This window comes from Longimicrobium sp. (genome assembly GCA_036389135.1).
GTDB lineage: Bacteria > Gemmatimonadota > Gemmatimonadetes > Longimicrobiales > Longimicrobiaceae > Longimicrobium.
In genome coordinates this window covers 1-24,035 of record DASVQP010000098.1, presented here as the reverse complement: position 1 = coordinate 24,035, position 24,035 = coordinate 1, and the positions used below count along the sequence as shown (strand labels likewise).

General features: G+C 69.5%; 36 protein-coding genes and 1 pseudogene. 1 reads left to right on the top strand and 36 read right to left on the bottom strand.

Annotation, left to right across the window (positions count from 1 at the left end; all coding sequences use genetic code 11):
- Positions 1–299: 299 nt before the first annotated feature.
- From hemB to gmd, 5 genes are all read right to left on the bottom strand, one after another.
- Positions 300–1,277: a porphobilinogen synthase gene (hemB, locus tag VF584_21005; protein ID HEX8212669.1), complete on the bottom strand. Its 978-nt coding sequence runs from the start codon at positions 1,275–1,277 to the stop codon at positions 300–302.
- Between the two features lie 3 nt (positions 1,278–1,280).
- The gene (locus VF584_21000) at positions 1,281–2,825 is read right to left on the bottom strand and encodes a capsule assembly Wzi family protein (GenBank protein ID HEX8212668.1); all 1,545 of its coding nucleotides are present in this window, start codon (positions 2,823–2,825) and stop codon (positions 1,281–1,283) included.
- A gap of 133 nt (positions 2,826–2,958) precedes the next feature.
- Positions 2,959–4,458: a uroporphyrinogen-III C-methyltransferase gene (gene cobA / locus VF584_20995; protein HEX8212667.1), complete on the bottom strand. Its 1,500-nt coding sequence runs from the start codon at positions 4,456–4,458 to the stop codon at positions 2,959–2,961.
- Positions 4,455–5,396 (bottom strand): GDP-mannose 4,6-dehydratase, encoded by a 942-nt coding sequence (locus tag VF584_20990; GenBank protein ID HEX8212666.1) that lies wholly within the window; start codon positions 5,394–5,396, stop codon positions 4,455–4,457. Before VF584_20990 ends, cobA begins: the two co-directional genes overlap by 4 nt.
- The gene (gene gmd / locus VF584_20985) at positions 5,393–6,355 is read right to left on the bottom strand and encodes a GDP-mannose 4,6-dehydratase (GenBank protein ID HEX8212665.1); all 963 of its coding nucleotides are present in this window, start codon (positions 6,353–6,355) and stop codon (positions 5,393–5,395) included. The genes VF584_20990 and gmd overlap by 4 nt, the downstream gene beginning before the upstream one ends.
- Before the next feature lie 169 nt (positions 6,356–6,524).
- Between gmd and rpmB the strand changes: the two genes are divergently transcribed.
- The gene (gene rpmB, locus VF584_20980; protein HEX8212664.1) at positions 6,525–6,713 is read left to right on the top strand and encodes a 50S ribosomal protein L28; all 189 of its coding nucleotides are present in this window, start codon (positions 6,525–6,527) and stop codon (positions 6,711–6,713) included.
- A 589-nt stretch (positions 6,714–7,302) separates the two neighbouring features.
- Here rpmB and rplQ read toward each other — a convergent pair.
- The 31 genes and pseudogenes from rplQ to tuf form a co-directional block, all read right to left on the bottom strand.
- Positions 7,303–7,662 (bottom strand): 50S ribosomal protein L17, encoded by a 360-nt coding sequence (rplQ, locus tag VF584_20975; protein HEX8212663.1) that lies wholly within the window; start codon positions 7,660–7,662, stop codon positions 7,303–7,305.
- Positions 7,663–7,669: 7 nt separating this feature from the next.
- Complete coding sequence (locus tag VF584_20970; protein HEX8212662.1) at positions 7,670–8,761, bottom strand: DNA-directed RNA polymerase subunit alpha; 1,092 nt, start codon at positions 8,759–8,761, stop codon at positions 7,670–7,672.
- A gap of 78 nt (positions 8,762–8,839) precedes the next feature.
- Complete coding sequence (rpsD, locus tag VF584_20965) at positions 8,840–9,478, bottom strand: 30S ribosomal protein S4 (GenBank protein ID HEX8212661.1); 639 nt, start codon at positions 9,476–9,478, stop codon at positions 8,840–8,842.
- Between the two features lie 171 nt (positions 9,479–9,649).
- Complete coding sequence (gene rpsK, locus VF584_20960; protein HEX8212660.1) at positions 9,650–10,042, bottom strand: 30S ribosomal protein S11; 393 nt, start codon at positions 10,040–10,042, stop codon at positions 9,650–9,652.
- A gap of 119 nt (positions 10,043–10,161) precedes the next feature.
- Entirely contained in the window at positions 10,162–10,542 is a 381-nt protein-coding gene (gene rpsM, locus VF584_20955) for a 30S ribosomal protein S13 (protein ID HEX8212659.1), read from the bottom strand.
- A 24-nt stretch (positions 10,543–10,566) separates the two neighbouring features.
- A complete protein-coding gene (rpmJ, locus tag VF584_20950; GenBank protein ID HEX8212658.1) occupies positions 10,567–10,683 on the bottom strand; it encodes a 50S ribosomal protein L36 in 117 nt (38 codons plus the stop codon).
- A 226-nt stretch (positions 10,684–10,909) separates the two neighbouring features.
- Positions 10,910–11,659, bottom strand: coding sequence for a type I methionyl aminopeptidase (gene map / locus VF584_20945; GenBank protein ID HEX8212657.1), 750 nt, complete (start codon positions 11,657–11,659; stop codon positions 10,910–10,912).
- The gene (locus VF584_20940; GenBank protein HEX8212656.1) at positions 11,656–12,288 is read right to left on the bottom strand and encodes an adenylate kinase; all 633 of its coding nucleotides are present in this window, start codon (positions 12,286–12,288) and stop codon (positions 11,656–11,658) included. The genes map and VF584_20940 overlap by 4 nt, the downstream gene beginning before the upstream one ends.
- A gap of 105 nt (positions 12,289–12,393) precedes the next feature.
- Positions 12,394–13,719, bottom strand: a complete 1,326-nt coding sequence (secY, locus tag VF584_20935) for a preprotein translocase subunit SecY (GenBank protein ID HEX8212655.1) — start codon at positions 13,717–13,719, stop codon at positions 12,394–12,396.
- A gap of 2 nt (positions 13,720–13,721) precedes the next feature.
- A complete protein-coding gene (gene rplO / locus VF584_20930; protein HEX8212654.1) occupies positions 13,722–14,180 on the bottom strand; it encodes a 50S ribosomal protein L15 in 459 nt (152 codons plus the stop codon).
- Complete coding sequence (gene rpmD / locus VF584_20925; protein ID HEX8212653.1) at positions 14,173–14,373, bottom strand: 50S ribosomal protein L30; 201 nt, start codon at positions 14,371–14,373, stop codon at positions 14,173–14,175. The genes rplO and rpmD overlap by 8 nt, the downstream gene beginning before the upstream one ends.
- A pseudogene (gene rpsE / locus VF584_20920) lies at positions 14,366–14,854 on the bottom strand (30S ribosomal protein S5). Before rpsE ends, rpmD begins: the two are co-directional and overlap by 8 nt.
- Positions 14,855–15,129: 275 nt before the next feature.
- Positions 15,130–15,507, bottom strand: coding sequence for a 50S ribosomal protein L18 (gene rplR, locus VF584_20915; GenBank protein HEX8212652.1), 378 nt, complete (start codon positions 15,505–15,507; stop codon positions 15,130–15,132).
- Positions 15,508–15,565: 58 nt separating this feature from the next.
- Positions 15,566–16,105 carry a 50S ribosomal protein L6 gene (rplF, locus tag VF584_20910; protein ID HEX8212651.1) on the bottom strand — a complete coding sequence of 180 codons (540 nt, stop codon included), beginning with the start codon at positions 16,103–16,105 and terminating at the stop codon, positions 15,566–15,568.
- A 17-nt stretch (positions 16,106–16,122) separates the two neighbouring features.
- Positions 16,123–16,515: a 30S ribosomal protein S8 gene (rpsH, locus tag VF584_20905; protein ID HEX8212650.1), complete on the bottom strand. Its 393-nt coding sequence runs from the start codon at positions 16,513–16,515 to the stop codon at positions 16,123–16,125.
- Positions 16,516–16,650: 135 nt separating this feature from the next.
- Positions 16,651–16,836 (bottom strand): type Z 30S ribosomal protein S14, encoded by a 186-nt coding sequence (locus tag VF584_20900; GenBank protein ID HEX8212649.1) that lies wholly within the window; start codon positions 16,834–16,836, stop codon positions 16,651–16,653.
- Positions 16,837–17,010: 174 nt separating this feature from the next.
- Positions 17,011–17,613 carry a 50S ribosomal protein L5 gene (gene rplE / locus VF584_20895; GenBank protein HEX8212648.1) on the bottom strand — a complete coding sequence of 201 codons (603 nt, stop codon included), beginning with the start codon at positions 17,611–17,613 and terminating at the stop codon, positions 17,011–17,013.
- A gap of 216 nt (positions 17,614–17,829) precedes the next feature.
- On the bottom strand, positions 17,830–18,153 hold the full coding sequence (gene rplX / locus VF584_20890) for a 50S ribosomal protein L24 (GenBank protein ID HEX8212647.1): 324 nt from the start codon (positions 18,151–18,153) through the stop codon (positions 17,830–17,832).
- An 8-nt stretch (positions 18,154–18,161) separates the two neighbouring features.
- Complete coding sequence (gene rplN, locus VF584_20885; GenBank protein HEX8212646.1) at positions 18,162–18,530, bottom strand: 50S ribosomal protein L14; 369 nt, start codon at positions 18,528–18,530, stop codon at positions 18,162–18,164.
- 69 nt (positions 18,531–18,599) lie between these two features.
- Positions 18,600–18,893, bottom strand: coding sequence for a 30S ribosomal protein S17 (gene rpsQ / locus VF584_20880; GenBank protein HEX8212645.1), 294 nt, complete (start codon positions 18,891–18,893; stop codon positions 18,600–18,602).
- Entirely contained in the window at positions 18,893–19,099 is a 207-nt protein-coding gene (gene rpmC / locus VF584_20875) for a 50S ribosomal protein L29 (GenBank protein ID HEX8212644.1), read from the bottom strand. The genes rpsQ and rpmC overlap by 1 nt, the downstream gene beginning before the upstream one ends.
- On the bottom strand, positions 19,096–19,557 hold the full coding sequence (gene rplP, locus VF584_20870; protein ID HEX8212643.1) for a 50S ribosomal protein L16: 462 nt from the start codon (positions 19,555–19,557) through the stop codon (positions 19,096–19,098). The genes rpmC and rplP overlap by 4 nt, the downstream gene beginning before the upstream one ends.
- An 18-nt stretch (positions 19,558–19,575) precedes the next feature.
- Positions 19,576–20,241, bottom strand: a complete 666-nt coding sequence (gene rpsC / locus VF584_20865) for a 30S ribosomal protein S3 (GenBank protein ID HEX8212642.1) — start codon at positions 20,239–20,241, stop codon at positions 19,576–19,578.
- A 2-nt stretch (positions 20,242–20,243) separates the two neighbouring features.
- A complete protein-coding gene (gene rplV / locus VF584_20860) occupies positions 20,244–20,594 on the bottom strand; it encodes a 50S ribosomal protein L22 (protein ID HEX8212641.1) in 351 nt (116 codons plus the stop codon).
- 24 nt (positions 20,595–20,618) lie between these two features.
- On the bottom strand, positions 20,619–20,906 hold the full coding sequence (rpsS, locus tag VF584_20855; protein ID HEX8212640.1) for a 30S ribosomal protein S19: 288 nt from the start codon (positions 20,904–20,906) through the stop codon (positions 20,619–20,621).
- Between the two features lie 168 nt (positions 20,907–21,074).
- On the bottom strand, positions 21,075–21,917 hold the full coding sequence (rplB, locus tag VF584_20850; protein HEX8212639.1) for a 50S ribosomal protein L2: 843 nt from the start codon (positions 21,915–21,917) through the stop codon (positions 21,075–21,077).
- Positions 21,918–21,921: 4 nt separating this feature from the next.
- On the bottom strand, positions 21,922–22,212 hold the full coding sequence (gene rplW / locus VF584_20845) for a 50S ribosomal protein L23 (GenBank protein HEX8212638.1): 291 nt from the start codon (positions 22,210–22,212) through the stop codon (positions 21,922–21,924).
- Positions 22,205–22,849 carry a 50S ribosomal protein L4 gene (rplD, locus tag VF584_20840; protein HEX8212637.1) on the bottom strand — a complete coding sequence of 215 codons (645 nt, stop codon included), beginning with the start codon at positions 22,847–22,849 and terminating at the stop codon, positions 22,205–22,207. The genes rplW and rplD overlap by 8 nt, the downstream gene beginning before the upstream one ends.
- Before the next feature lie 13 nt (positions 22,850–22,862).
- Positions 22,863–23,483, bottom strand: coding sequence for a 50S ribosomal protein L3 (gene rplC / locus VF584_20835; protein ID HEX8212636.1), 621 nt, complete (start codon positions 23,481–23,483; stop codon positions 22,863–22,865).
- Positions 23,484–23,496: 13 nt separating this feature from the next.
- Entirely contained in the window at positions 23,497–23,805 is a 309-nt protein-coding gene (gene rpsJ / locus VF584_20830; GenBank protein ID HEX8212635.1) for a 30S ribosomal protein S10, read from the bottom strand.
- A gap of 88 nt (positions 23,806–23,893) precedes the next feature.
- Positions 23,894–24,035: elongation factor Tu (gene tuf / locus VF584_20825; protein ID HEX8212634.1), on the bottom strand; the 142-nt coding region annotated here is incomplete at its 5' end.

The following is a 24,035-nucleotide window of genomic DNA, read 5'->3' as shown; positions in this document are numbered from 1 at the left end:
GCTCGCGGCGCAGGCGCACGTCGTGGAAAGGCACGCCCGGCAGCGCGGCGCGATCCTCCCGCGCAGCACGTTTCACCCGGGTGCCGCTTGACGTCTTTATGTCCATCCGAAAGGGCTGTCCTGGAAAAATTGCGCGCCTGGTGAGACCCCTGGACGAGCGGTGCACCCGAACCTGACGCTTACACCCCCGTCCGCGTCACGCGGGGCGCCGCGGTAGCACGAATGGTGCCCGTGCCCGCCTCAGTACGACGCCTGGCACAACGCCGGATTGGTCCGCGGTGTGACAACCGCCGCGCCCCTCACCCGCGGTGGCGCCGTGCGAACTGCCGCGCGTAATAGCTGATCACCATGTCCGCGCCGGCCCGCTTGATGGAAGTCAGCGCCTCCACGTGGGCGCGGTCCCCGTCGATCCACCCGCGCTCCGCCGCGGCCACGATCATGGCGTACTCGCCCGAGACGTGGTAGGCGCACACGGGGTAGCCGGTCTCCGCCTTCACGCGGTGGATGACGTCCAGGTACGCCAGGGCGGGCTTCACCATCACGATGTCCGCCCCCTCGTCCACGTCCAGGCGGGCCTCGCGCAGCGCCTCCAGCACGTTGCCGGGGTCCATCTGCGCCGTACGCCGGTCGCCAAAGGTGGGGGCGCTCTCCGCCACGTCGCGAAAGGGGCCGTAGAAGGCGGAAGCGTACTTGGCCGAATACGCCATGATCGCCACCCCCGTGTGCCCCGCCTCGTCCAGCGCCGCGCGGATCGCCCCCACGCGGCCGTCCATCATGTCCGACGGCGCCACCACGTCGGCACCCGCGTCCGCGTGCGCCACCGCCATCCGCGCCAGCAGGGGGACGGTGGCGTCGTTGTCCACGTCGCCGCCCTGGATCACGCCGCAGTGCCCGTGGCTGGTGTACTCGCACAGGCACACGTCGGTCATCACCAGCAGCCCGGGAAGCTCGCGCTTGAGCCGCCGCACCACCTGCGACACCACGTTGTCCGGCCCGTAGCCGCTGCTCCCCGTCTCGTCTTTGTGCTCCGGGATGCCGAAGAGGAGCACGCCGCCGATCCCCAGCCGCAGCGCCTCCTCCGCGTCGCGCAGCAGCTCGTCGGCCGAGGTCTGCTCCACCCCCGCCATGGAGCCGATGGGGCGGCGCACTCCCTCCCCCGGCACCACGAAGAGCGGAAGGATCAGGTCGGAGGGATGCAGCGACGTCTCGCGCACGAGCGAGCGGATCGTCTCGCTGCGGCGCAGGCGGCGGGGGCGGTGGCTCGGAAAGCTGGGCATGGCTCAGAACAGGTACGAGAGGTCGGCGCGCAGGCTCTGCTCGCGCCATCCGTCGCCCGCGTCGCGGTACAGCGACAGGCGGGCATCGATGCGGGGGGCCAGGCGCCACGCGGCGTCCAGGCTCCCCCCCCAGCTCCCGGCACGCGCGGGGGCGTACAGGTTGGCGGCGCGCTGCTCGCGGGCGAGTCCCTCGCCCGTGCGGCGGCGCACGAAGGCGCGTCCCTCCACCCGCAGCCGCGCGTCCAGCAGCTCGCCCTGGCCGTACGCCATCCCCTCCCACCCCTCGCCGCCCAGCGGGTGCCCCAGCGGACGTCCTCGATGAACCCAGCCGCCGGGGTGGGCGGCGTGCATGTACCAGGGCGGGTTCCCGCAGCAGTGCGGGGCGAAGCGGGTGTACTCCGCCCCGCCCGCCCACGCGCTCCCCAGCCGCGGCAGCAGCAGTCCAAAGGTGTGTCCCGGCACGTTCCACCACGCGCCGGACGCGTCTTCGGAGCCCCACTCGAAGTACACGGTGGCGGGGAGGACGCGCTCCGTGGGCAGTCGCCAGCGCGCGTCCGCCGCGATCACCTGGTTCTCGAAGTCCGCGGAGAGGATCCCCACGAACATCTTCGCCACGTTCCCCACCGTCACCGGCGTGTCGATGCTGTCGCCGCCGAAGATGGAAGCGCGGTTGATCCCCAGCTGCAGCCGCGAGTGCGGCTCGAACCCCACGCGCGCCGTCCAGAACCAGGGCCGCCCCGGATGCCTCGACTCGGGGAGCCGCGCCAGCGAGCTGTGGAAGCTGGTGCCCCCCAGGTAGCGCAGCACGGAGGGGAGGTGCACCGGCCCCAGCGTCTGCAGCTGCACCCGCGTCATGGGGACCGCGCCACTCACCACGATCCCGCCGCCGCGCGCGGGCCCGTACCCCACCCGCTCCCTTCCGACCGCCAGCGCGAGCCGGCCGGCCGACGCGGACACGTCCCACGCCGGTACCCGCACGCCCTCCGTCCCCGCCTCCACCCGCGCGATGGCGGCGATCGTGCGCCCCCCGAGCGCCACCGTCGACGCGCCCGCCCACTCGTCGCGGTCGGGGAGGAGGAAGGGCTCGCGGCGGAACTCGAAGTGACCGTACGCGGGCTCCAGGCGCCCGCTCTCGTGCTCCGTCACCACCCCGGCGCGCCCGCCCAGCAGCGGCGATCGGCGGCCGGCGGGGCGGTACTCCGGGAACTCCTCCACGAAGCGAGCCATCCAGCCCTCGGCGACGCCGAGCATTTCCGGGGACCGCTCGCGCGCGAGCTCCACCGCGTCGTGGAGGGCGCGGCCCACCATCTCTCGTGGCGCCGAGCGCTGCGCGGGGACGTAGTTCGGGGCCAGTCCCAGTGCCCACGCCCGCTCCGCCGCCCGGTGCGCCCAGTGGTCCACCGGCAGCGGCGGCGTAGCGCCCTGGCTCGGCGCCGTGTCCGCGGCGGCGGCCCACGCGTCCGGCTGTGCCGCGAGCGAGCCGCCCCAAAACAGGAGCGCGCCAGCGACCACGTACACCCACGCTCGTCCCGTATTTCTCCCGTGCATCTCTTCTCCCTTCAAGAACAGCAGGCCTCACACAGAGACACAGAGGGCACGGAAAGAGGGCACCACAAGAAGTTCTCCGTGCCTTCGCGTTTCCCTCTGTGCCCTCTGTGTGAGGCTTTTCGGATGCTTGTCATCACGTCCAGAACCCGCGGATCGCCTCGAGGAGCCCGGGAATCGTGTACTCGGCCGCCTCCACGTCCACCCGCATCCCCAGCTCGCTCAACGTGCCGGAGGTGATGGGGCCGATGGATGCCACCGCCGCCCCGCCCGTGTCCGCCCCCACCAGGTCCGCGAAGTTGTGCACCGTGGAGCTCGCGGTAAAAGTCACCAGGTCCACCTCGCCCGCGGCGATGCGGCGCTTGACCTCGTTCGCGCCCGCGCCGTCCTGCACGGTACGGTACGCGGCCACCTCCACCACCTCCGCGCCGCGCTCGCGCAGGGAGTCCGGCAGCACCGCGCGCGCCACCTCGGCCCGCGGCAGCAGGATACGGGCGCCGCGCAGCTCCACGGCCGCGGCGAGCGCCTCCACCGTCGCTTCGGCCACGTACTCCTCGGGCACCAGGTCCGCGCGCACGCCGCGGCGCGCCAGCTCGGCCGCCGTCGCGGGGCCGAGGGCGCACACGCGGACGCCGCCCAGTGCGCGCGAGTCGAGCCCCTGCTGCTCCAGCGCCGCCCAGAAGTGCTCCACCCCGTTGGCGCTGGTGAAGACGACCCAATCGAACTCCGCCACCCCGGCCGCGCCCCGGCACAGCGCATCCACATCCGGCGCGGCCTCGATGCGGATGGTGGGGAACTGGATCACCTCCGCGCCCAGCGCCTCCAGCTCCGCGGCGAAGTCGCTAGCCTGCGCGCGCGCCCTCGTCACCACGATGCGCCTGCCGGAAAGCGGACGGCGGTCGAACCACGCCAGCTCGTCGCGCAGCGCCACCACCTCGCCGACCACCACCACGGAAGGCGCGCCGATCCCCGCCTCGCGCACCAGCGCGGGGAGGGTCGCGAGCGTCCCGCTCACGGTGCGCTGGCGCGGGTACGTCCCCCACTCCACGGCGGCGGCGGGCGTGTCGGGCGAGCGGCCGCCCTCCATCAGGCGGGCGAAGTTGTCCGCCATCTTCCCAACGCCCATGTAGAAGACCAGCGTCCCCACGCCGCGCGCCAGGTGCGCCCAGTCCAGGTCGGTGTCGTCCTTGGTGGGGTCCTCGTGCCCCGTCACCAGCGCCACCGACGCGGCGACGCCCCGGTGCGTCACGGGAATGCCGGCGTACGCGGGGCCCGCAATGCCGGAGGTAATCCCCGGCACCACCTCGAACGGCACCCCGGCCGCGCGCAGCACGATCCCCTCCTCCCCGCCCCGCCCAAAGACGAACGGGTCGCCCCCCTTCAGGCGGACGACCGTGCGGTGGCGCCCCGCCAGCTCCACGAGCACCTGGTTGATCTCGTCCTGCGTGCGCGTGTGCTCGCCCCCGCGCTTTCCCACGTACACGCGCTCGGCGCGGGCGGCGCGCTCCACGATGGCGGGCGACACCAGCGCGTCGTACACCAGCACGTCCGCGCGCGCCAGCAGCTCGGCGGCGCGCAGCGTGAGCAGCCCCGGGTCGCCCGGCCCGGCGCCCACCAGGTAGACGGTGCCCGTCACCGCGCCGTCCCCGCGCGCTCTTCCTCCGCGGCGAGAAGGTCGCCCAGCGTGCGGCGCAGGGGGATCTCCGGCGTCCAGCCCAGCGCCCGCAGCCGCGATCCGTCGCCCAGCAGCAGGGGGACGTCCACCGGCCTCACGCGCTCCGGGTCCACCTCCACCCGCACCTCCGCGCCGGAGATCTCCACCAGCGCGTCCAGCACCTCGCGCATCGATGACGCGGCGCCGGAGCACACGTTGTAGGCGGTGGCGGGGACCCCGGCCTCGGCCAGGCGGCGGTAGGCGCGCACCACGTCGCGCACGTCCAGCAGGTCGCGCCGCGCCTCCAGGTTCCCCACGCGCAGCACCGGGTCGGCAGAGCCCGCGCGGATGGCGGCGATCTGCCGCGCCCAGCTCGGCAGGGCGAAGCGCGGGTCGTGCCCGGGCCCCGTGTGGTTGAAGGAGCGCGCCACCACCGCCTCCACCCCGCGCATGGCGGCGACGCCCACGCACGCCATCTCCGCCGCGGCCTTGGATGCGGCGTACGGGTTGGCGGGGCGCAGCGGCCGCACCTCGCTTATCGGCTGCTCCGCCTCCGGAACGGCGCCGTACACCTCGGCCGAGCCGGCCAGCACCATCCGCGTCCCCGCGGCGAGCGCCTCCACCAGCCGCAGCGTGCCGGTGGCGTTTGCGTCCCAAGTCCCCACCGGGTCGCCGAAGGAGTTGGCGACGCTGGCCTGCCCCGCCAGGTGGAAGACGGCCTCCGGGCGCGCCTCGGCCACCGCCGCTGCGATGGAAGCGGCGTCGGTCACGTCCAGCGCAAGCCAGCGCGCCCCCGCCGGGTCACCGGACGGGGGCGTGCCTTCCAGCGAACCCGCGAACACCTCCACCCCGTCCGCCACCAGCGAGCGGACGAGGTAGCTCCCCACGAATCCGCCCGCCCCCGTGACCAGCGCCCTCACCGGCGCGCCAGCCGCTCCAGGTCCGCGTCCACCATCATCGTCACGAGCTGGCGGAACCCGACCTCCGGCTCCCACCCCATCTCCGCCTTCGCCTTGGCGGGGCTCCCGATCAGCAGGTCCACCTCCGCGGGGCGCACGAAGCGCTCGTCCAGCACCACGTGCTCGCGCCAGTCCAGCCCCGCGTGCTCGAAGGCGGTTGAGACCAGGTCCTGCACCGAGTACGTCTCGCCGGTGGCCACCACGTAGTCGCGCGGCTCCTCCTGCTGCAGCATCAGCCACATCGCCTTCACGTAGTCGCCGGCGAAGCCCCAATCGCGCCGGGCGTCCAGGTTGCCCAGGCGCAGCTTGTCGTCGAGCCCGTGCTTGATGCGGGCGGCGGCGTCGGTCACCTTGCGCGTCACGAACTCCAGCCCGCGCCGCGGCGACTCGTGGTTGAACAGGATGCCGCTCACCGCGAAGATGCCGTAGCTCTCGCGGTAGTTTACGGTGGCCCAGTGCCCGTACACCTTGGCCACGCCGTACGGCGAGCGCGGGTAGAAGGGGGTGCTCTCCACCTGCGGCACCTCCTGCACCTTGCCGAACATCTCGCTGGACGACGCCTGGTAGAACCGGATCTTGCGGTCGAAGATGCGAATCGCCTCCAGCATCCGCGTAACCCCCAGCGCGGTGACGTCGCCGGTGAGCACGGGCTGCGTCCACGAAGTCTGCACGAACGACTGCGCGGCCAGGTTGTACACCTCGTCCGGCCGCGACTGCTCCAGCGCGTAGTACAGCGAGTTCTGGTCGGTCAGGTCGCCGGAGAGGAGCTCGATGCGGTCCTGGATGTGCTGGATCCGCTCGAAGGTGACGGTGGAGCTGCGGCGGACGAGCCCGAACACCTTATATCCCTTTTCCAGGAGGAGCTCGGCGAGATAGGAGCCGTCCTGGCCGGTGATGCCCGTGATGAGCGCGGTTTTCATAAGCGGAGTACGTGGAATTCGATAGCCCGGCTGCCGGGCCTGGGAAGCGCGGGAATTTACCCCTCCGGGTGTGGGGTGTCAACGCGCCCCGCTTGACCGGAAGGGGTGGAGGGCTTACATTGACCAGCTTGTGCCACATCCGGAATTACGTACGCATCAGGAGACTCCGATGGCTTTCTGTGCCGTCTGCGGGAAGGGCCCGCGCAGCGGGAACAACGTCAGCCACGCGAACAACAAGACCAAGCGTGTCTGGCGGCCGAACCTCCAGCCCGCTCGCATCGTGACGGAGAACGGCAACAAGCGCGTGCGTGTCTGCACCGCGTGCATCTCCGCCGGCAAGATCCGCAAGGCGGGCTGAGCCGTTCGCGTATCCGCAGCACCCAACCCGAAGCGGCCGCACACCCCGGTGTGCGGCCGTTTCGTTTTAACCACAACAGCAGCCTCACGCAGAGGCGCGGAGGAACAACAACCTCACACAGAGAGAAACCACTTCCTGAACGGAGCGCCCCACCCTGCCGCGGCTTCGCAGCAGAAACCCTGTGGCGCGCAGTGAAGGAGACGGGCTCTGCCGCGCGCACCGCCCCCTCCCATGTTCCGATACCAGCAGTTCCTATCACCGCACGCGCTCCCCTCTCTGACAGACAGTTCCGTGCAGTCCGCTCCCGTGGACCCACGCACCAGTCGTCTGAACATGGGATGGATCGCGTTGCACTGGAGAGCCCCTCTCCTTCACTGCGCGCAGGAGAACCGTGCGAGCGCGAGTGCCTGGGTTGGCGCTCCGTTCAGGAAGTGGTTCTCTGTGGCTTGCAGTTCCCTCGGTGTTCTCTGTGTGAGGCTTTTCTCGACCTGCGTCTCTGCGCCTCTGCGGGAGACCTGTTGTAGAAACATGAAGAAGCCCCGGACGCTGCGAGCAGCACCGGGGCTTCTTTTCATCGAACCACGCTGTCTCAGCCGCGATCCACCAGCTCGATCAGCGCGGTCTCGGCGCCGTCGCCCTGGCGGAAGCCGGTCTTGAGCACGCGGGTGTAGCCACCGTTGCGCTCCGCGAAGCGCGGACCGATCTCCTTGAACAGCTGCGACAGAACCTCGCGGTCCTGGATCTGCCGGCCCGCCTGGCGGATCGAGTGCAGATCGCCCCGCCGCGCGAGCGTGATCAGCCGCTCCGCGAACGGGCGCAGCTCCTTCGCCTTCGCCGTCGTCGTCTGAATGCGGCCGTGGCGGAACAGGCTGGTGGCCATGTTCCGCAGCGTCGCCGTACGGTGCTCCGCCGTACGCCCGAGCTGCTTCCCCTTGCTTCCGTGTCTCATAGCACCCTCATCCTTGCTCGGTGCCGTCGGCGCCGGCCCGGTTCGTGTCGGTGGCGTCGCCGCCGTTAACGTCGCGGACGACCCACATCAGCGTGCCGTCGTCGGACTGGTCCAGCTCCTGGCCGAAGCGCAGCCCGTGGCCGGCCAGGAAGTCGCTGATCTCCTGGAGCGACTTCTTGCCGAAGTTGTCGATCGCCAGCATCTGCTGCTCGCTGCGCTGCACCAGGTCCTTGACCGTGTGGATGTTCTCCTTCTGCAGCGAGTTGCGGCTGCGCACGGAGAGCTCGGTAAGGTCTTCGATGGGGCGGTTGAGGAGCTCCTGGAGCTTCCCGGGGACCGGCGAGCGCCCGGCGGGAACCGCCGCGCCCATCCCCGACCCCTCGCCCCAGGTGCGGTCCATCCGCCACTCCGGAGTGCCCCCGGCCAGGAAGGCCAGGTGCTCGATGGCCAGGCGGGCCGCGTACTGCACGGCGCTCCGCACGTCGATCGCCCCGTTGGTCTCCACCTCCAGAACCAGGCGGTCGAAGTCGGTGCGCTGGCCCACGCGCGTCTCCTCGACCACGAAGTTGGCGCGCGTCACCGGGTTGTACACCGCGTCCACCCGCACCAGGTCCGCCGGCATGCCGCGCGGAATGGGGTGGAGCTCGGCCAGCACGAAGCCGCGCCCCTTGTTCACGTACAGCTCGATGCGCAGGTCGCGGTCGTCCTGCAGCTCGAGGATGTGGTGGTCCAGGTTGATGACCTCCACCGACGGGTGCGGAGTGATGGCCCGCGCCGTCACCGCGCCGCCCTGCGTGGCGCGCAGCTCCAGCACCGCCTCGTCCGTGTCTTCCGCCATGCGCAGGACCAGCGCCTTCAGGTTGCGGATCACCTGGTGCACGTCTTCCACCACCCCGGCGATCGTCTGGTGCTCGTGGAGCACCCCGTCCGCCCGGAACGCCCACACCGCCGAGCCGCGCAGGCTCGACAGCAGGATGCGCCGCATGGTGTTGCCCATCGTGTGCCCGAAGCCGCGCTCCAGCGGGCGAAGCACGATCTGCCCTTCCCGCGGAAGCTCTGGCAGATTGGGCATCTGCAGGCCGCTAAGATCGAGTTCCACTCGTTTTCCCTCCCAGTATGGATAGGAAGCCGGGAAGACCCGCGCGGCACCTTGCCGCCGCGGGTCTACCTCGCGCGATTACTTGCTGTAGAGCTCGACGATGAGCTGCTCCTGCACCGCGAGCGGGATCTCCGCGCGGGTGGGGCGCGACACCATGCGCCCGGTGCGCGAGCCCTCGTCCACCGCCAGCCAGTTCACCGTGTTCGGCTTGGTCTTGGAGGCGAGCGACGCCTGCACCGGCAGGATGTCCTTGCTCTTGGGAGCGATCCGCACCTCGTCGCCCGGATGCACCTGGGCGGAGGCGATGTCCAGCTTGTGGCCGTTCACCTGCACGTGCCCGTGGGTGATGAGCTGGCGGGCTTCCTTGCGGGTGGACGCGAAGCCCATCCGGTAGAGGATGTTGTCCAGCCGGCTCTCCAGCCCCACGAGGAGGTTCTCGCCCGTGACGCCCTTGGCGTGGGCGGCCTTCTCGAACAGGTTGCGGAACGGACGCTCGGCCACGCCGTAGATGCGCTTCACCTTCTGCTTCTCGCGAAGCTGGTGCGCGTACTCGGAGGCCTTCTTGCGGCGCCCGCCGCCCGTCTGGCCGTGCTGGCCGGGGGCGTAGGGGCGGCGCTCCACCGGGCACTTCTCGGTGAAGCACTTGGTGCCCTTGAGGAACAGCTTCTGCCCTTCGCGGCGGCAAAGCCGGCACGAAGGCCCGGTGTAACGAGCCATGGTCAACCGTGTTTGGATGGTGTGCTTGCGCGGGCTTCGTCCCCCCTACGGTCGCGGAGGTTTACGCCCATGAACTGCAGGGATTAGGGATCAGGGACTAAGAACAGCCGCCAATCCCGGTGCTCCCGGCTTTTGCGTGCCGTCCCCTAGTCCCTATTCCCTAGTCCCTTCTTACACGCGGCGCTTCTTGGGCGGCCGGCAGCCGTTGTGCGGAATCGGCGTCACGTCGCGGATCGACCGGATCCCCAGCCCGCTGGCGGCGAGCGCCTGGATGGCGGACTCGCGGCCGCTGCCGGGGCCCTGCACGCGCACGTGCACGCGCTTCATTCCCAGCGACAGCGCCTCGCGGGCGGCCTGCTCGGCGGCCACGGTGGCGGCGAACGGCGTGCTCTTCTTGGAGCCCTTGAACCCCGCCTTGCCGGCGCTCCCCCACACGACGGAGTTGCCCGCCATGTCGGAGATGGTGACGAGGGTGTTATTGAACGTCGCCTTTACGTGGGCGACTCCTTCCGCTTCGACGTTGCGCTTGGCCTTGGGGCGCCCCGCCGTCTTCGGCTTTGCCATGCTTTCTCGACTCTCCAGTGTTTCGCGGCCTACCGCGATTCCGGTACTTCGCCGCCGGGCACCCGCCCGGCGGCGTGATCATCGGAGGGCGCATGCGCGCCCCCCGATCAGAGCCCGTCTTACTTCTTGCCGGGCTTCTTCTTCCCCGCGATGGCGCGGCGGGGCCCCTTCTTGGTGCGCGCGTTGGTGTGCGTGCGCTGGCCGCGGACGGGCAGACCGCGGCGGTGGCGCAGGCCGCGGTACGAGCCGATGTCCATCAGGCGCTTGATGTTGCGCGAGATCTCGGAGCGCAGCGCGCCTTCCACCCGGTACGTCGCGTCGATGACGCGGCGGATCCGGTTGACGTCGTCCTCGCTGAGGGCGTGGACGCGCGTGTCCGGGTTGACCCCCGCCTCGCCGAGAATCCTCTTCGACAAGGTGCGGCCGATCCCGAAAATGTACGTGAGGCCGATCTCAGCCCGCTTCTCGCGGGGAAGATCGACGCCGGCAATACGGGCCACTCTGCCTCCTGAGCCGTGTGCTGGTTAACCCTGCCGCTGCTTGTGGCGCGGGTTCTTCTTGCAGATGACGCGGACAACCCCACGCCGGCGGATCACTTTGCAGTGCTCGCAGATGGGCTTGACGCTCGCGCGGACCTTCATCGTCGCCTCTCTGGTACGGTTTGAACTGTAGCCTGGTAAAATAGGCGAACTTCGCTTATTTGGCAACCCGGGGGAACTGCGGGGGAATGGGGAATGGGTTTTGGGGAATCGCGATTCCGGCTGCATCCTGGAAGGAGGCCGGATTCCCCATTCCCCATTCCCCATTCCCCATTCCCCATTCCCCATTCCCCACTCCCCATTCCCCATTCCCCATTCCCCACTTCCCCTACGCCGTCAGTATCCTGGGCCCCTCCGCCGTCACCGCCACCGTGTGCTCCCAGTGGGCGGACACCTTGCGGTCGGCGGTCACCACGGTCCAGCGGTCGGGGAGGGTGCGGACGCCGGCGGTGCCCAGGTTGAACATGGGCTCGATGGCGATCACCAGCCCCTCCACCAGCTTCATCCCCTTGCCGCGCTTCCCGAAGTTGGGAACCTGCGGCTCCTCGTGCGGGCTGCGGCCCAGGCCGTGCCCCACCAGCTCGCGGACCACGCCGTACCCCTGGCGGTCCGCCACCTCCTGGATGGCGGCCCCCACGTCTCCCAGCCGGTTCCCCGGGCGGGCTTCGGCGATCCCCTTGTAGAGGGCGTCGCGGGTGAGCTCCACCAGCTGCTTCGCCTCCGGCGCGGGCTCGCCCACCGGCAGCGTGACCGCGGCGTCGGCGTAGAAGCCGTCCAGCTTGACGCCGCAGTCCACCGACACCAGGTCGCCCTCCACCAGCTTGCGGCGCACCGAGGGGATGCCGTGCACCACCTCGTGGTTCACCGAGATGCACAGCGTCGCGGGGAAGCCGTACAGCCCCTTGAACGCCGGCTCGGCCCCCGCGTGGCCGCGGATGAACCCCTCCGCCCAGCGGTCCAGGTCGGCCGTGGTCACCCCCGGCTCCAGCCGCGAGGGGAGCTCCCGGTACAGCGCCGCCAGCACCGCCCCGCCGCGGGCGATCGCGTCGATCTCGGACGCCGTCTTGAGGTGGATCACTGCCCCAGCAGCTCCATGATCTCGCCCTGCACCTGCTCGATCTGCCGGGTGCCGTCCACGTGGTGCACGGGCACGCCCGCGCTCTCGTAAAAGGCCACCAGCGGCGCCGTCGTCTGGCGGTAGATGGCCAGGCGGTTGCGCACCGTCTCCTCCCGGTCGTCCGGCCGCTGCACCAGCCGCTCCGCGATCTCGGCCGGGGGCGGGGCGTGCTCCAGGTGGTAGACCGCGCCCGTCTCCGGGTCGGTGCGGCGCCCGCTCATGCGGCGGACGATCACCTCCTCGGGGACGTCGATGTAGACCACCGCGTCGATGCGGCGCCCGATCTCGTCCAGCAGCCCGGCCAGCGATTCGCCCTGCGCCACGTTGCGCGGGTAGCCGTCGAAGATGGCCCCCGTCCGCGCCTCGGGCTTGGTGAGCGCCTCGCGCACCAGCCCCAGCACCACGGTGTCCGGCACCAGCTCGCCGGCGTCCATGTACCGCTTGGCCTCCTGCCCCAGGGTGGTGCCCTGGCGGAGCGCGTCGCGCAGCATGTCGCCGGTGGCGATCTTGGGCACGCCCATCCGCTCGGCGAGGAGCGCGCCCTGGGTACCCTTGCCGGCACCGGGGGCGCCGAGGAGAATCAGATCCATTGTGTGCCGAAACTTGGGTTCGGAAGTGCCAAGTGCCTAGTGCCAAGTGCCTAGTAACTGCTCGGAGTCACTAGGCACTCGGCACTGGGCACTCGGCACTGCAGTTCAGATAAACCGCTGCTGCCGTCCGCGGAACTTGACGCGCCCCTTCTTCATGAAGCCGTCGTAGCGGCGGAGCAGGAGGTGCTGCTGCATCTGCTGCACCGTGTCCAGCGCCACGCCCACCACGATCAGGAGGCCCGTACCGCCGAGTACGCGGTTCAGCCCCGACACGCCCAGCGACTCCAGGATGACCGACGGGATGATGGCGATGGCCGCCAGGAAGAGCGACCCCGGCAGCGAGATGCGCGTCATCACCTTGTCGATGTACTTGGCCGTGTTGGCGCCCGGCTTGATCCCCGGCACGAAGGCGCCCTGCTTCTTCAGGTTCTCCGCGATGTCCACCGGGTTGTAGATGATCGCGGTGTAGAAGTACGTGAAGAAGATGATCAGCAGGCCGAACGCCAGGTGGTACGGCCACGAGTTGACGGCGAAGACGTCCGACACCGCCCGCGTGGCCCCCACGTTCGGCCAGAACTGCGCCATCGTGGCCGGCACGATCATGATCGATTGGGCGAAGATGATCGGCATCACGCCGGCCATGTTCAGCCGCAGCGGGATGAACGACTTCTGCCCCTGCCGAATGCGGCCGCGCCCCATCACCTTCTGCGGGATCTGCACCGGGATCTTGCGCTGCGCCATGGTGAGCGCCACCGTCGCCGCGATGGTCGCCAGCATCAGCGCCACCACCACGATGATCGCCACCGGGCGCACCTGGCCCAGCCCCACCAGCCGTCCGGTCTCGTACAGCGCCGACGGGATCCCCTCGACGATCGAGAAGAAGATCATCAGGCTCATCCCGTTGCCGATCCCGCGCTCGGTGATCTGCTCGCCCAGCCACATGATGAACACGGCGCCCGTGACGAGCGTCAGGATCATCGACAGGCGGAAGCCCCACCCCGGGTACACCACGCCGCCCGGCACCGACTCCACGAACACGGCGTAGCCGTATGCCTGGAACGTCGCCAGCACCACGGTGGCGTAGCGGGTGTACTGCGTCAGCTTCTTGCGCCCCTCCTCACCCTCCTTCTGCATCTTCTCCACGGAGGGCACTACGGTGGCCAGCAGCTGGAACATGATGCTGGCCGAGATATACGGCATGATGCCGAGGGCGAACACCGTGGCGCGCGAGAGCCCGCCCCCGACGAACATGTCGTAGATCCCGAACGCGGTCCCCTGGAGCTGCCCGACGTACGCCGCCAGGGCGTTGACGTCGATCCCCGGAGCCGTGACGTGCGCGCCCGTGCGGTACACCGCAAGGCAGAGGAGCGTGAAGAGGATCTTCTCCTTCAGCTCCGGAATCCGGAAAAGGTTCGCGACGGGATTCGACATGGTCAGGCGATCTCCTGCACGGTGCCGCCGAGCCCTTCGATCTTCTGGCGGGCGCTCTGGCTGAAGCGGTGCGCCGAGATGTTGAGCTTGCGGGTGAGGTCACCCGTGCCCAGCACCTTCACCGGGCGCCGCGGGTGGCCCACCAGCCCGGCCGCGTGCAGCGACTCGGGCGTCACGTCGGAGCCCTCTTCCAGCTTCTCCAGCTGGTACAGGTTCACCACCTGGTACTCCACCCGGTTGAGCGGGGTGAAGCCGCGCTTGGGAAGCCGGCGGTGGAGCGGCATCTGGCCGCCCTCGAAGCCCGGCTTGCCGCCGCCGGGGCCCGAGTGGCCGGCGCGGGCCATCGAGCCCTTGTGCCCCTTGCCGGCCGTCTTGCCCTGGCCGCTGCCGGGGCCGCGCCCCAGGCGCTTGGTGTCGCGGTGCGAGCCTTCCGGCGCCCGCAGGTTGCTGAGGTCAGCCATTGGTCACCTGCCCTTCGGCGGCCTCGCTCACCTCTACGAGGTGGCGGACCTGGAAGATCATGCCGCGGATCGCGGAGTTGTCGTCCTTGACGACGCTGCGCTGGTGCTTGAGACCCAGCGCCTGCAGCGTCGCGCGGTGCTTGCTCGGCGCGCCTACGCCGCTTTTCACCTGCTTGATGAGGATCTTAGCCACGGGCGCCTCCCAGCGACTCCACCGTCACGCCGCGCTCCAGCGCGATCTGCTCGCGCGTGGTGAGGTGCGTGAGGGCGTCCATGGTGGCGTGCACCATGTTGAAGGGGTTGTTGCTCCCCAGCGACTTGGTGAGGATGTCGTGCACCCCCACGCACTCCAGCACCGCGCGCACCGCGCCGCCGGCGATCACGCCGGTGCCCGGGGCCGCGGGGCGAAGGAGGACGCGCCCGGCGCCGTGCTCGCCGATGATGTCGTGCGGCAGGGTGCCGGCCTGCACCGGCACGCGCACCATGGCGCGGCGGGCCGAGTCGATCGCCTTGCGCACCGCCTCCGAAACCTCGTTCGCCTTGCCGGTGCCGATCCCCACCTTGCCCGCCTGGTCGCCCACGGCCACCAGCGCGGTGAAGGAGAAGCGCCGGCCGCCCTTCACCACCTTGGCGACGCGGTTGATGTGGATCACGTTCTCCTTGAACTCGCTCTCGCGGGCCTGGTCGCGCCCGCCACGGCCGCCGTCGCGGCCGCCGCGGCGGTCGCCGCCCTGGCCGCGCGCGCCGCGGTCGTCGCCGCCCTGCCCGCCACGCGCGCCGCCGCCGAAGCCGCCGCCCGGAGCGCCGCCGCCGCGGCCACGGCCGCCGCCGGCACCGCCGCCGAAGCCGCCGCCCGGAGCGCCGCCGCCACGCCCGCGTCCGCCGCCACCGCCGCCGCCACCCGGGGGGCCGCCGGTCCTGTTCTGCTGCTCAGCCATTGAGATCTCCCTCAGAACTCGAGGCCGCCCTCGCGGGCGCCCTCGGCAAAGGCCTTGACGCGGCCGTGGTACAGGTAGCCGCCGCGATCGAAGACCACCTGGGTGATCCCCATCTCCTTGGCGCGCTCGGCGAGCGCGCGGCCCGCGGCCCGGCTCTGCTCGGTCTTGGTCTGCTCGGCGCGCTGGGCGCGGAGGTCGGAGTTCAGCGTGGAAAGGCCCACCAGGGTCCTCCCCGCCACGTCGTCCACCACCTGCCCCTCGACGTTGTTGAGCGACCGGTACACCACCAGCCGCGGCCGCTGCTGCGTGCCGTTGACCTTGGCGCGTACGCGGCGGTGACGCCGCTCGCGGCGGTCCCGGCGCGACTTGATGCGCAGTCTCTTCGCCATCGTTCCGTTCCTGTTGGTTGACTATGCGATGATTCGCCTAACGTGGGACGGGGGCGGCTTACTTGCCGCCCGCCTTCCCGGCCTTACGGCGGATCACCTCGCCCTGGTACTTCACGCCCTTCCCCTTGTACGGCTCGGGAGGGCGAAGGGAGCGGATCTCGGCCGCCACCTGGCCGACGACTTCCTTGTTGCTCCCGGAGATCTCGACGGTGGTGGGGTTCACGGCGCGCAGGGTGATCCCCTCCGGCGCCTTGTAGTCGATCGGGTGCGAAAAGCCCAGCGCGAGCGTCAGCCCGAAGGGCTTGGTCTCCGCGCGGTAGCCCACGCCCACGATCTCCAGCGTCTTGGTGAAGCCGGTGGTGACGCCCTCCACCATGTTGGCCACCAGCGTGCGGCTGAGGCCGTGCAGGGCGCGGTGGGTGGGCGCGTCCGAGGGGCGCTCCACCAGGATGTTCTCCTCCTCGCGGCGCACGATCACCTCGCGGTGCAGCGTGCGGGCGAGCTCGCCCTTGGGGCCCTTCACGCGCACGTGCTGGCCGTCGATCGTAACGTCCACCCCGCTGGGGATGGCGATCGGCCTTCTTCCGATTCGCGACATCTTGGCTCCTCTCGCGGTTAGTAGACGATGGCGAGGAGCTCGCCGCCGATCTTGGCGGCGCGGGCCTCGCGGTCGGTCATCACCCCGCGCGAGGTGGAGAGCACGGCCATCCCCAGCCCGTTGCGCACCCGCGGGATCTCTTCCGCGCCCACGTAGCGGCGCAGCCCCGGCTTGGAGACGCGCTTGAGCTCCCGGATGATCGGCTGCTCCTGGTAGTACTTCAGGTAAAGCCGAAGCACACCATGCTTGCCGTCGTCCAGCAGCTTGTAGTCGTGGATGTACGCGTTGTCCTTGAGGAGCCGCGCGATCTCCGTCTTCAGCTTCGACACCGGCATGTCCACGCGGCGCTGGCGCGCCATACCCGCATTGCGGATACGAGTGAGCATGTCGGCGATGGGGTCGGTCATCATCGCCCGATTCTCCTATAGTATCCGGCGCAGTGCTGGCCGGACTCGTAGGAAGTTATGAAGGGGCAGTGCCTAGTCCCTAGTGCCCAGTGCCTAGTAGTTACTTGGCACTTGGCACTGAGCACTTGGCACTGCGGGTTACCAGCTCGCCTTGCGCACCCCGGGGATCTCCCCGGCCAGCGCCATCTGCCGGAAGCAGATGCGGCAGAGCCCGAACTTCCGCAGCACCGCGCGCGGGCGCCCGCACCGGTTGCACCGGTTGCGGTGGCGCACCGCGAACTTCTGCTTGCCGTTGTTCCGTTCGATCAGGGCCTTGCGTGCCATGGACCGTGCCTAGAGTTATATCGATTGCGCCGGGGCGTCGGTGCCCGGACAACAGTGCCCAGTGCCGAGTTCCCAGTGCCCAGTGGCCCGCGCGGCGTGCCGAGTCCGCAAATCTAACGGAATCATGCACTTGGCACTAGGCACTGAGCACTAGGCACTTGGCACTGCAGTTCCCTACCCCGCGTTGACCTGAACGGGAGTCTCGCCCCGGAACGGCACGCCCAGCTCGCGCAGCAGCGCCAGCGCCAGGTCGTCGCGGTTGGTGGACGTCACGATGGTGATGTCCATCCCGTGGATCTTGTCCACCTTGTCGTAGTTGATCTCCGGAAAGATCAGCTGCTCCTTCACGCCCAGCGTGTAGTTGCCGCGCCCGTCGAAGGAGCGGGTAGACACGCCGCGGAAGTCGCGGATGCGCGGCATCGCCACGTTCACCAGGCGGTCCAGGAACTCCCACATCCGCTCGCGGCGCAGCGTGACCGCCGCGCCGATGGGCGAGCCCTCGCGCAGGGCGAAGTTGGAGATCGCCTTCTTGGCCTTGGTCACCACCGCCTTCTGGCCGGTGATCTGGCCCAGCTCGGCCACCACCGCGTCCAGCAGCTTCGGGTTCTTGGGCGCCTCGCCCAGCCCCACGTTGATGACGATCTTCTCGAGCGTCGGAAGCTGCATCACGTTGGTGAGCCCCAGGTCCTGGCGGAGCTTGGGGCGCGCCGTCTCTTCGTAGTAGCGCTGGAGGCGCGGCTTCTGGCGCGCGGCGGCGCCGTTTTCGGTCGTCGACATTTCAGTTCGCTCCGTATCCCCACGCGGCCCGCAGGGGGCCCGGGGGGGCGGTCACGCGCGGGGACCGGCGCGCCATGTGCGCGCGGCCCCCGGGCAAAGTCATTTCAAATTACCAGAAAGCTATGCATCCCGCTGGAAGTGCTGAGTGCTAAGTCCTGAGTGCTGAACTGCGGTTACCTGGCACTTGGCACTTAGGACTCAGGACTTCGCCGTCCGTCAGTCCAGCACCCGCGGGATGGCGCTCCCCGAGCGCACCGAGATGCGCTGGCGCTTCCCGTCTTCGCCCACCCCGGCGCGCACCCGCGTGGGCTCGCCCGTGGTGGGGTCCAGCAGCATCACGTTGGACACGTGCACCGGCGCCTCGAACTGCACGATCCCGCCTTCCGGCGACACCTGCGAGGGCTTCATGTGCCGCTTGCGCATGTTCACGCCCTGGATGACCACGCGGTTCTTCTCGGGCTCCACGCGCAGCACCACGCCTTCCTGCCCCTTGTGGTTCCCCGAGATCACCTTGACGCGGTCGCCGCGGCGGATCTTCATCTTGGCCATCAGATCACCTCCGGAGCCAGCGAGACGATCTTCATGTAACGCTTGTCGCGCAGCTCGCGGGCGACCGGCCCGAAGATGCGGGTGGCGCGGGGCTCGCCCGCGTCGTTGATGATGACGGCCGCGTTCTCGTCGAAGCGGATGTACGAGCCGTCCTTGCGCCGCACGTTGCTGGTGGTGCGCACGATGACCGCCGTGGCCACGTCGCCCTTCTTCACCGTGCCGTCCGGGAGCGCGTCCTTGACGGCCACGATCACGCGGTCGCCGATGGAGGCGTAGCGGCGCTTGCTTCCACCCAGCACGCGGATCACCAGGGCGCGCTTGGCGCCCGAGTTGTCGGCGATGCGGATGATCGATTCCTGCTGCAGCATGGGTTCGTTTCCTGTGATCCGTGGGCCATCCCGCCGGCATCGATGGCCGGCGGGGAAGAGCCGCCGAGGTTAGCGGGCCCGCTCGATCAGCTCCGACACACGCCAGCGCTTCAGCTTGCTGAGCGGGCGCGTCTCGGTGATCCGGACCGTGTCGCCGACGTGGTACTCGTTCCCCTCGTCGTGCGCGTGGTACTTCTTGGTGCGCGTCACCTGCTTGCCGTACAGCGGGTGGGCGAAGCGGCGCTCCACCTTCACCACCACGGTCTTGTCGCTCTTGTCGGAGACGACGACGCCCACGCGCGTCTTGCGCCGGCCGCGCTCTTCCTGCCCCTGCGCGGCGGCGTTCTGGTTCTCGGCGTTCATCAGCTGGCCTTCGCGGTCTGCAGTTCACGCTCGCGCTGCACGGTCTTGAGCTGCGCGATGTCGTTGCGGATGGTGCGGAGCACCATCGGGTTCTCCAGCTGCTGCGTGGCGGCGCGGAAGCGCAGGCGGAACCGCTCCTCCTGCAGCTGCGTGATGCGCTCGGCGATCTCCTGGTCCGTCAGCTCGCGGATATCGGACGTCTTCACGCGGCACCTCCCTCGGCAGTCGCGGCGGCCGCCGGGGCTTCCTGGCCGGAACGCTCGCGGACGATGAACTTGCTCTTCACCGGCAGCTTGGCCGCGGCCAGCTGCATGGCGCGCTTGGCCACCTCGGGCGCAACCCCTTCCAGCTCGAACATGATGCGGCCCGGCTTCACCACGGCCACCCATGCCTCGGGGTTCCCCTTCCCCTTGCCCATGCGGACTTCGAGGGGCTTCTTGGTGATGGACTTGTCCGGGAAGATCCGGATCCACACCTTGCCGCCGCGCTTGATGTGGCGCGTCATGGCGATACGGGCGGCCTCGATGGTCCGGTTGGTGATCCAACCCGGCTCCAGGGCCTGCAGCCCGTACTCGCCGAACGCCACGTAGTTGCCGCGCGTGGCCTTGCCACGCATGCGGCCCTTCATCTGCTTTCTGAACTTAACTCTCTTGGGAGCAAGCATCGTTCAATCCCCTTCGGCTCAGGCGTCCGTGGAATAGGTGCGCCCGGTGCGGCGGCTCTCCACCACCTCGCCCTTGAACACCCACACCTTCACCCCGATGGTGCCGTAGGTGGTGCGGGCGGTCGACTGTGCGTAGTCGATGTCGGCGCGCAGCGTCTGGAGCGGAATGCGCCCCTCCTTGTACATCTCGGTACGGGCGATCTCGGCGCCGTTGAGGCGGCCGGCCACCTGCACCTTGATCCCCTCGGCGCCGGAGCGCATGGCGTTCTGCACCGCGCGCTTCATGGCGCGGCGGAACGACACGCGCTGCACGATCTGGTGGGCGATCGAGTCGGCGATGAGCTGCGCGTCCACCTCGGGGCGCTTCACCTCCTCCACGTTGATCGCCACTTCGCTGCCGCCCGAAAGGCGGCCCAGCTCGTCGCGCAGCTTGTCGACCTCGGAGCCGCCCTTGCCGATCACCACGCCCGGACGGGCGGTGTGAACGGTGACGACGACCTTCCCCGGCTTGCGCTCGATCTCGATCTCGCTGATCGAGGCGTGCCCAAGGCGCTGGTTCAGGTACTTCCGGATCGTCTCGTCTTCCACGAGCAGCGCGGGGAAGTTGCGCTCGGCGTACCAGCGGGACTTCCACGGGGCAACGATGCCCAGGCGGAATCCCCTCGGATGCGTCTTCTGTCCCACGGCTACTCCTTGCGGTCGACGATGATGGTGACGTGGCTGGTCCGCTTGATGATCGGCGTCGCCCGGCCCATGGCACGGGGCGAGAACCGCTTCAGCCGCGGACCCTCGTTTACGTACGCCTCGCGAACCACCAGCTCGTCGGCGTCCAGGTAGCTCTGTGCCTGGTCGGCCTTCTGCACCGCGTTGGCCACGGCGGAGCGGAGGGTCTTCTCGATGGGGCGCGTGGCGCCCTTCTTCGAGAACTTGAGGATGGCGTACGCTTCGTTCACGCCGCGGCCGCGGATCAGGTCCAGGACCAGCCGCATCTTGCGCGGCGACATCCCGACGCCGCGGGCGATGGCACGAGCCTGCATCGTGTCAGTCTCCTTTCGCATCGGTTAACGCGCCTTCGCGCGCTTGTCGACCAGCTTGCCGCCGTGGCCGCGGAAAGTGCGCGTGGGCGCGAACTCGCCGAGCTTGTGCCCGACCATCTGCTCGGTCAGGTACACGGGGATGAACTTGTTCCCGTTGTGCACGGCCAGGGTGTGGCCGACGAACTCGGGAGTGATGGTGCTGGCACGGGACCACGTCTTGACCACCCGCCGCTCGTTCCGCTCGTTCATCTGGCGGATCTTGGCTAGCAGGGAGTCCTGGACGAACGGCCCCTTCTTGAGGCTTCTCGGCATTCGGTCTCTCGCTCTTCGTCTCTCCCGGGGTCGGATTCGCCCGGGGTTGGAGTCCACTTCGCTCCGCACTGGAGCCAGTGGTGGACGCGAACGGAAAGTGCTGAGTCCTAAGTGCCAAGTCCTGAGTGCTGCACTTCAGGACTTGGCACTTGGCACTCGGCACTGCGGTTACTTGGTCGCCCGGCCGCGCTTGCGGCCGCGGACGATCAGCTTGCTGCTGGCCTTCTTGACCTTCCGGGTCTTCACCCCTTCCTTCTTGCCCCACGGGGTCACGGGCGGGCGCCCGCCGGAGGTCTTCCCTTCACCGCCGCCCATCGGGTGGTCCACCGGGTTCATGGCCACGCCGCGCACGTGCGGGCGCTTGCCCCGCCAGCGGTTGGCGCCGGCCTTGCCGATCGACTGCTTCTCGTGGTCCACGTTCCCCACCTGCCCGATGGTCGCCATGCACTCCTTGCGGACCATGCGCATCTCCGTGGAGGGCATGCGGAGGGTGACGTAGTCGCCCTCCTTGGCCGCGATCTGCACCCCGGCGCCCGCGGAGCGGGCCATCTGGCCGCCCTTGCCGGCACGGAGCTCCACGTTGTGCACCATGGTGCCCAGCGGGATCTCGGAGAGCGGCAGCGCGTTCCCGGTGCGGATGTCGCTGCCGGAGCCGCTCACCACCGTGTCGCCCACCTTGAGGCCGCGCGCGGCCAGGATGTAGCGCCGCTCGCCGTCCTGAAACTCGATCAGGGCGATGTTGGCGGTACGGTTGGGGTCGTACTCGATGCGCTTGACGGTGGCCGGAGCCCCCGGCTTGTTGCGCTTGAAGTCGATCACCCGGTACACCTTCTTGTGGCCGCCGCCCTTGAAGCGGCTGGTCACGCGCCCGTGGTGGTTGCGGCCACCCGTGCTGTGGATCTTCTCGGTCAGCTTCTTCTCCGGGCGGCCCGTGTGGGTCACCTCGTTGAAGTCGCTGATGGAGCGGAACCGCGTGCCGGCGGTCACCGGCTTGAACTGCTTGGTCGGCATCGCCTTACACTCCTTCGAAGAGCTCGATGCTGTCGCCGGCCTGAAGCGTGACGACCGCCTTCTTCCAGTTGACCTTCTTGCCGATGAACCGCCCCATGCGCTTCTGCTTGCCGGCGTAGTTCATGGTGCGGACGTTCGCGACCTTGACGTTGAACAGCGTCTCCACCGCCTTGGCGATCTCGATCTTGTTCGCCGCCTTGTCCACGACAAAGGAATACGCGCCCAGCCGGTCCAGGAGGTCGTGCGACTTCTCCGTGATGATCGGGCGGACGATGACTTCGTTGATGTTACGCATGGGCCACCTCTTCGGTGCTGCTGCGGACCGCGTCCAGCGCGGACGCCTCGATCACCAGCTGGCGCGCGCGCAGCACGTCGTAGGCCGAGGCCTGCGCAAAGGGCATCACTTCCACGTTCGGGATGTTGCGGACCGAGCGGTACACCGTCTCCTGGCTCCCGTTGGTCAGCACCAGCACGCGCTTGGCGCCGGCCACTCCCATCTTCCCCAGCAGCTCCGCGACCCGCTTGGTCTTCGGGGCCTCCATCGCCAGGCTGGCGATGACGGTGATCTCCTCGTTGATCGCCCGCTGGTTGAACGCGGAGCGGCGCGCGAGGGCCTTCACCTTCTTGGGGATGTCCTGGCGGTACGAGCGCGGGTGTGGCCCGAACACCACACCGCCGCCCCGCCAGTGCGGAGCACGGATGGAGCCCTGGCGCGCGCGGCCGGTGCCCTTCTGGCGCCACGGCTTGCGCTTGCCCCCGCTCACGTGCGCGCGGGTCTTGGTTGCGGCGTTGCCCTGGCGCTGGTTGGCCAGGAACGCCTTGATCGTCTGGTGCAGCGCGGCCTGGTGCACGATGCCGTCGAACAGCTCCACAGGAAGCTGTACCGACTCGCCCGGCTCGCCGGCGGCGTTGAAAAAGCGTGCGGAAAGCATGATCTCGGGCCCCCTACTGCTTCTGGATGAAAACGACGCCGTTCACGGGGCCCGGCACCGCGCCGCGCACGTAAAGCAGGTTGCGCTCTGCGTCGATCTTGGCCACCAGGAGGTTGCGAACCGTCTGCTGCGCGTCGCCCATGTGGCCGGGCATGCGCTTCCCCTTGATGACGCGCGACGGGTTGGTGCCCGCGCCGATGGAGCCGGGGGCGCGGTGCACGCGCGTGGCGCCGTGCGAGGCGCGCCCGCCGCCGAAGCCGTGGCGCTTGACCACGCCCTGGAAGCCGCGGCCCTTGGTCACGCCGGTCACCTTGACGCGGCCGCCGCGCTCGAACCCTTCCACCGTCACGGTGCCGCCCACTTCGGGAGCGTTCTCCTCGAAGCGGAACTCCTTGAGCACCGCCGGGGCGGCCTCGAGGCCGGCCTTGGTGGCGTGCCCCTTCTCCGCGTTGTTCACGCGCACGTCCTTCTGCGCGCCGAAGCCGAGCTGAACCGCGCTGTAGCCGTCGCGCTCGGCGGTCCGCACCTGCACCACGGGGCAGGGGCCGGCCTGGATGACGGTCACGGGTACCACGGTGCCCGCTTCGTCGAAGATCTGGGTCATCCCCAGCTTGCGTCCGATGATTCCTGACATTTCTCCGCCTCCCTCAGTCGACCTTGATCTCGACGTCCACACCGGCCGGAAGATCCAGCTTGGTGAGGGCGTCGACGGTCTGCGGGCGCGAGTCGAGGATGTCGATGACGCGCTTGTGGGTCTTCAGCTCGAACTGCTCGCGGCTCTTCTTGTCCACGTGCGGCGACCGGAGCACGGTCCACCGCTGGATGCGCGTGGGGAGGGGGATGGGGCCGCTGATGGTGGCGCCCGTCTTCTCCGCCGTGCGTACGATGTCGGCCGTGGTCTGGTCGATCACCGCGTGATCGAAGCCCTTCAGCCGGATACGGATCTTCCCTGCCATGTATCCCTCGTGCGTCGGTTGACGTTTTGGCTGGAACGACTGCCGGGGCGCGAGGGGACGATTCCCCCCGCGCCTCCGCCAACCGATGCTACTCTACGATCTCGGTGACGACGCCGGCGCCCACGGTGCGGCCGCCCTCGCGGATGGCGAAGCGCAGCTCCTTCTCCATGGCGATCGGCGTGATCAGCTCCACCACCATCTGCACGTTGTCGCCCGGCATCACCATCTCC

What these genes read in the sequence shown, in the direction of transcription:
- hemB (HEX8212669.1), bottom strand. Translation starts at nt 1,277, where the DNA reads ATGCCCAGCTTTCCGAGCCACCGCCCCCGCCGCCTGCGCCGCAGCGAG.
- VF584_21000 (HEX8212668.1), bottom strand. Translation starts at nt 2,825, where the DNA reads ATGCACGGGAGAAATACGGGACGAGCGTGGGTGTACGTGGTCGCTGGC.
- gmd (HEX8212665.1), bottom strand. Translation starts at nt 6,355, where the DNA reads ATGAAAACCGCGCTCATCACGGGCATCACCGGCCAGGACGGCTCCTAT.
- rpmB (HEX8212664.1), top strand. Translation starts at nt 6,525, where the DNA reads ATGGCTTTCTGTGCCGTCTGCGGGAAGGGCCCGCGCAGCGGGAACAAC.
- rplQ (HEX8212663.1), bottom strand. Translation starts at nt 7,662, where the DNA reads ATGAGACACGGAAGCAAGGGGAAGCAGCTCGGGCGTACGGCGGAGCAC.
- rpsD (HEX8212661.1), bottom strand. Translation starts at nt 9,478, where the DNA reads ATGGCTCGTTACACCGGGCCTTCGTGCCGGCTTTGCCGCCGCGAAGGG.
- rpsK (HEX8212660.1), bottom strand. Translation starts at nt 10,042, where the DNA reads ATGGCAAAGCCGAAGACGGCGGGGCGCCCCAAGGCCAAGCGCAACGTC.
- rpmJ (HEX8212658.1), bottom strand. Translation starts at nt 10,683, where the DNA reads ATGAAGGTCCGCGCGAGCGTCAAGCCCATCTGCGAGCACTGCAAAGTG.
- VF584_20940 (HEX8212656.1), bottom strand. Translation starts at nt 12,288, where the DNA reads ATGGATCTGATTCTCCTCGGCGCCCCCGGTGCCGGCAAGGGTACCCAG.
- secY (HEX8212655.1), bottom strand. Translation starts at nt 13,719, where the DNA reads ATGTCGAATCCCGTCGCGAACCTTTTCCGGATTCCGGAGCTGAAGGAG.
- rplO (HEX8212654.1), bottom strand. Translation starts at nt 14,180, where the DNA reads ATGGCTGACCTCAGCAACCTGCGGGCGCCGGAAGGCTCGCACCGCGAC.
- rplR (HEX8212652.1), bottom strand. Translation starts at nt 15,507, where the DNA reads ATGGCGAAGAGACTGCGCATCAAGTCGCGCCGGGACCGCCGCGAGCGG.
- rplF (HEX8212651.1), bottom strand. Translation starts at nt 16,105, where the DNA reads ATGTCGCGAATCGGAAGAAGGCCGATCGCCATCCCCAGCGGGGTGGAC.
- rpsH (HEX8212650.1), bottom strand. Translation starts at nt 16,515, where the DNA reads ATGATGACCGACCCCATCGCCGACATGCTCACTCGTATCCGCAATGCG.
- VF584_20900 (HEX8212649.1), bottom strand. Translation starts at nt 16,836, where the DNA reads ATGGCACGCAAGGCCCTGATCGAACGGAACAACGGCAAGCAGAAGTTC.
- rplE (HEX8212648.1), bottom strand. Translation starts at nt 17,613, where the DNA reads ATGTCGACGACCGAAAACGGCGCCGCCGCGCGCCAGAAGCCGCGCCTC.
- rplX (HEX8212647.1), bottom strand. Translation starts at nt 18,153, where the DNA reads ATGAAGATCCGCCGCGGCGACCGCGTCAAGGTGATCTCGGGGAACCAC.
- rplN (HEX8212646.1), bottom strand. Translation starts at nt 18,530, where the DNA reads ATGCTGCAGCAGGAATCGATCATCCGCATCGCCGACAACTCGGGCGCC.
- rpsQ (HEX8212645.1), bottom strand. Translation starts at nt 18,893, where the DNA reads ATGAACGCCGAGAACCAGAACGCCGCCGCGCAGGGGCAGGAAGAGCGC.
- rplP (HEX8212643.1), bottom strand. Translation starts at nt 19,557, where the DNA reads ATGCTTGCTCCCAAGAGAGTTAAGTTCAGAAAGCAGATGAAGGGCCGC.
- rplV (HEX8212641.1), bottom strand. Translation starts at nt 20,594, where the DNA reads ATGCAGGCTCGTGCCATCGCCCGCGGCGTCGGGATGTCGCCGCGCAAG.
- rpsS (HEX8212640.1), bottom strand. Translation starts at nt 20,906, where the DNA reads ATGCCGAGAAGCCTCAAGAAGGGGCCGTTCGTCCAGGACTCCCTGCTA.
- rplB (HEX8212639.1), bottom strand. Translation starts at nt 21,917, where the DNA reads ATGCCGACCAAGCAGTTCAAGCCGGTGACCGCCGGCACGCGGTTCCGC.
- rplW (HEX8212638.1), bottom strand. Translation starts at nt 22,212, where the DNA reads ATGCGTAACATCAACGAAGTCATCGTCCGCCCGATCATCACGGAGAAG.
- rplD (HEX8212637.1), bottom strand. Translation starts at nt 22,849, where the DNA reads ATGCTTTCCGCACGCTTTTTCAACGCCGCCGGCGAGCCGGGCGAGTCG.
- rplC (HEX8212636.1), bottom strand. Translation starts at nt 23,483, where the DNA reads ATGTCAGGAATCATCGGACGCAAGCTGGGGATGACCCAGATCTTCGAC.
- rpsJ (HEX8212635.1), bottom strand. Translation starts at nt 23,805, where the DNA reads ATGGCAGGGAAGATCCGTATCCGGCTGAAGGGCTTCGATCACGCGGTG.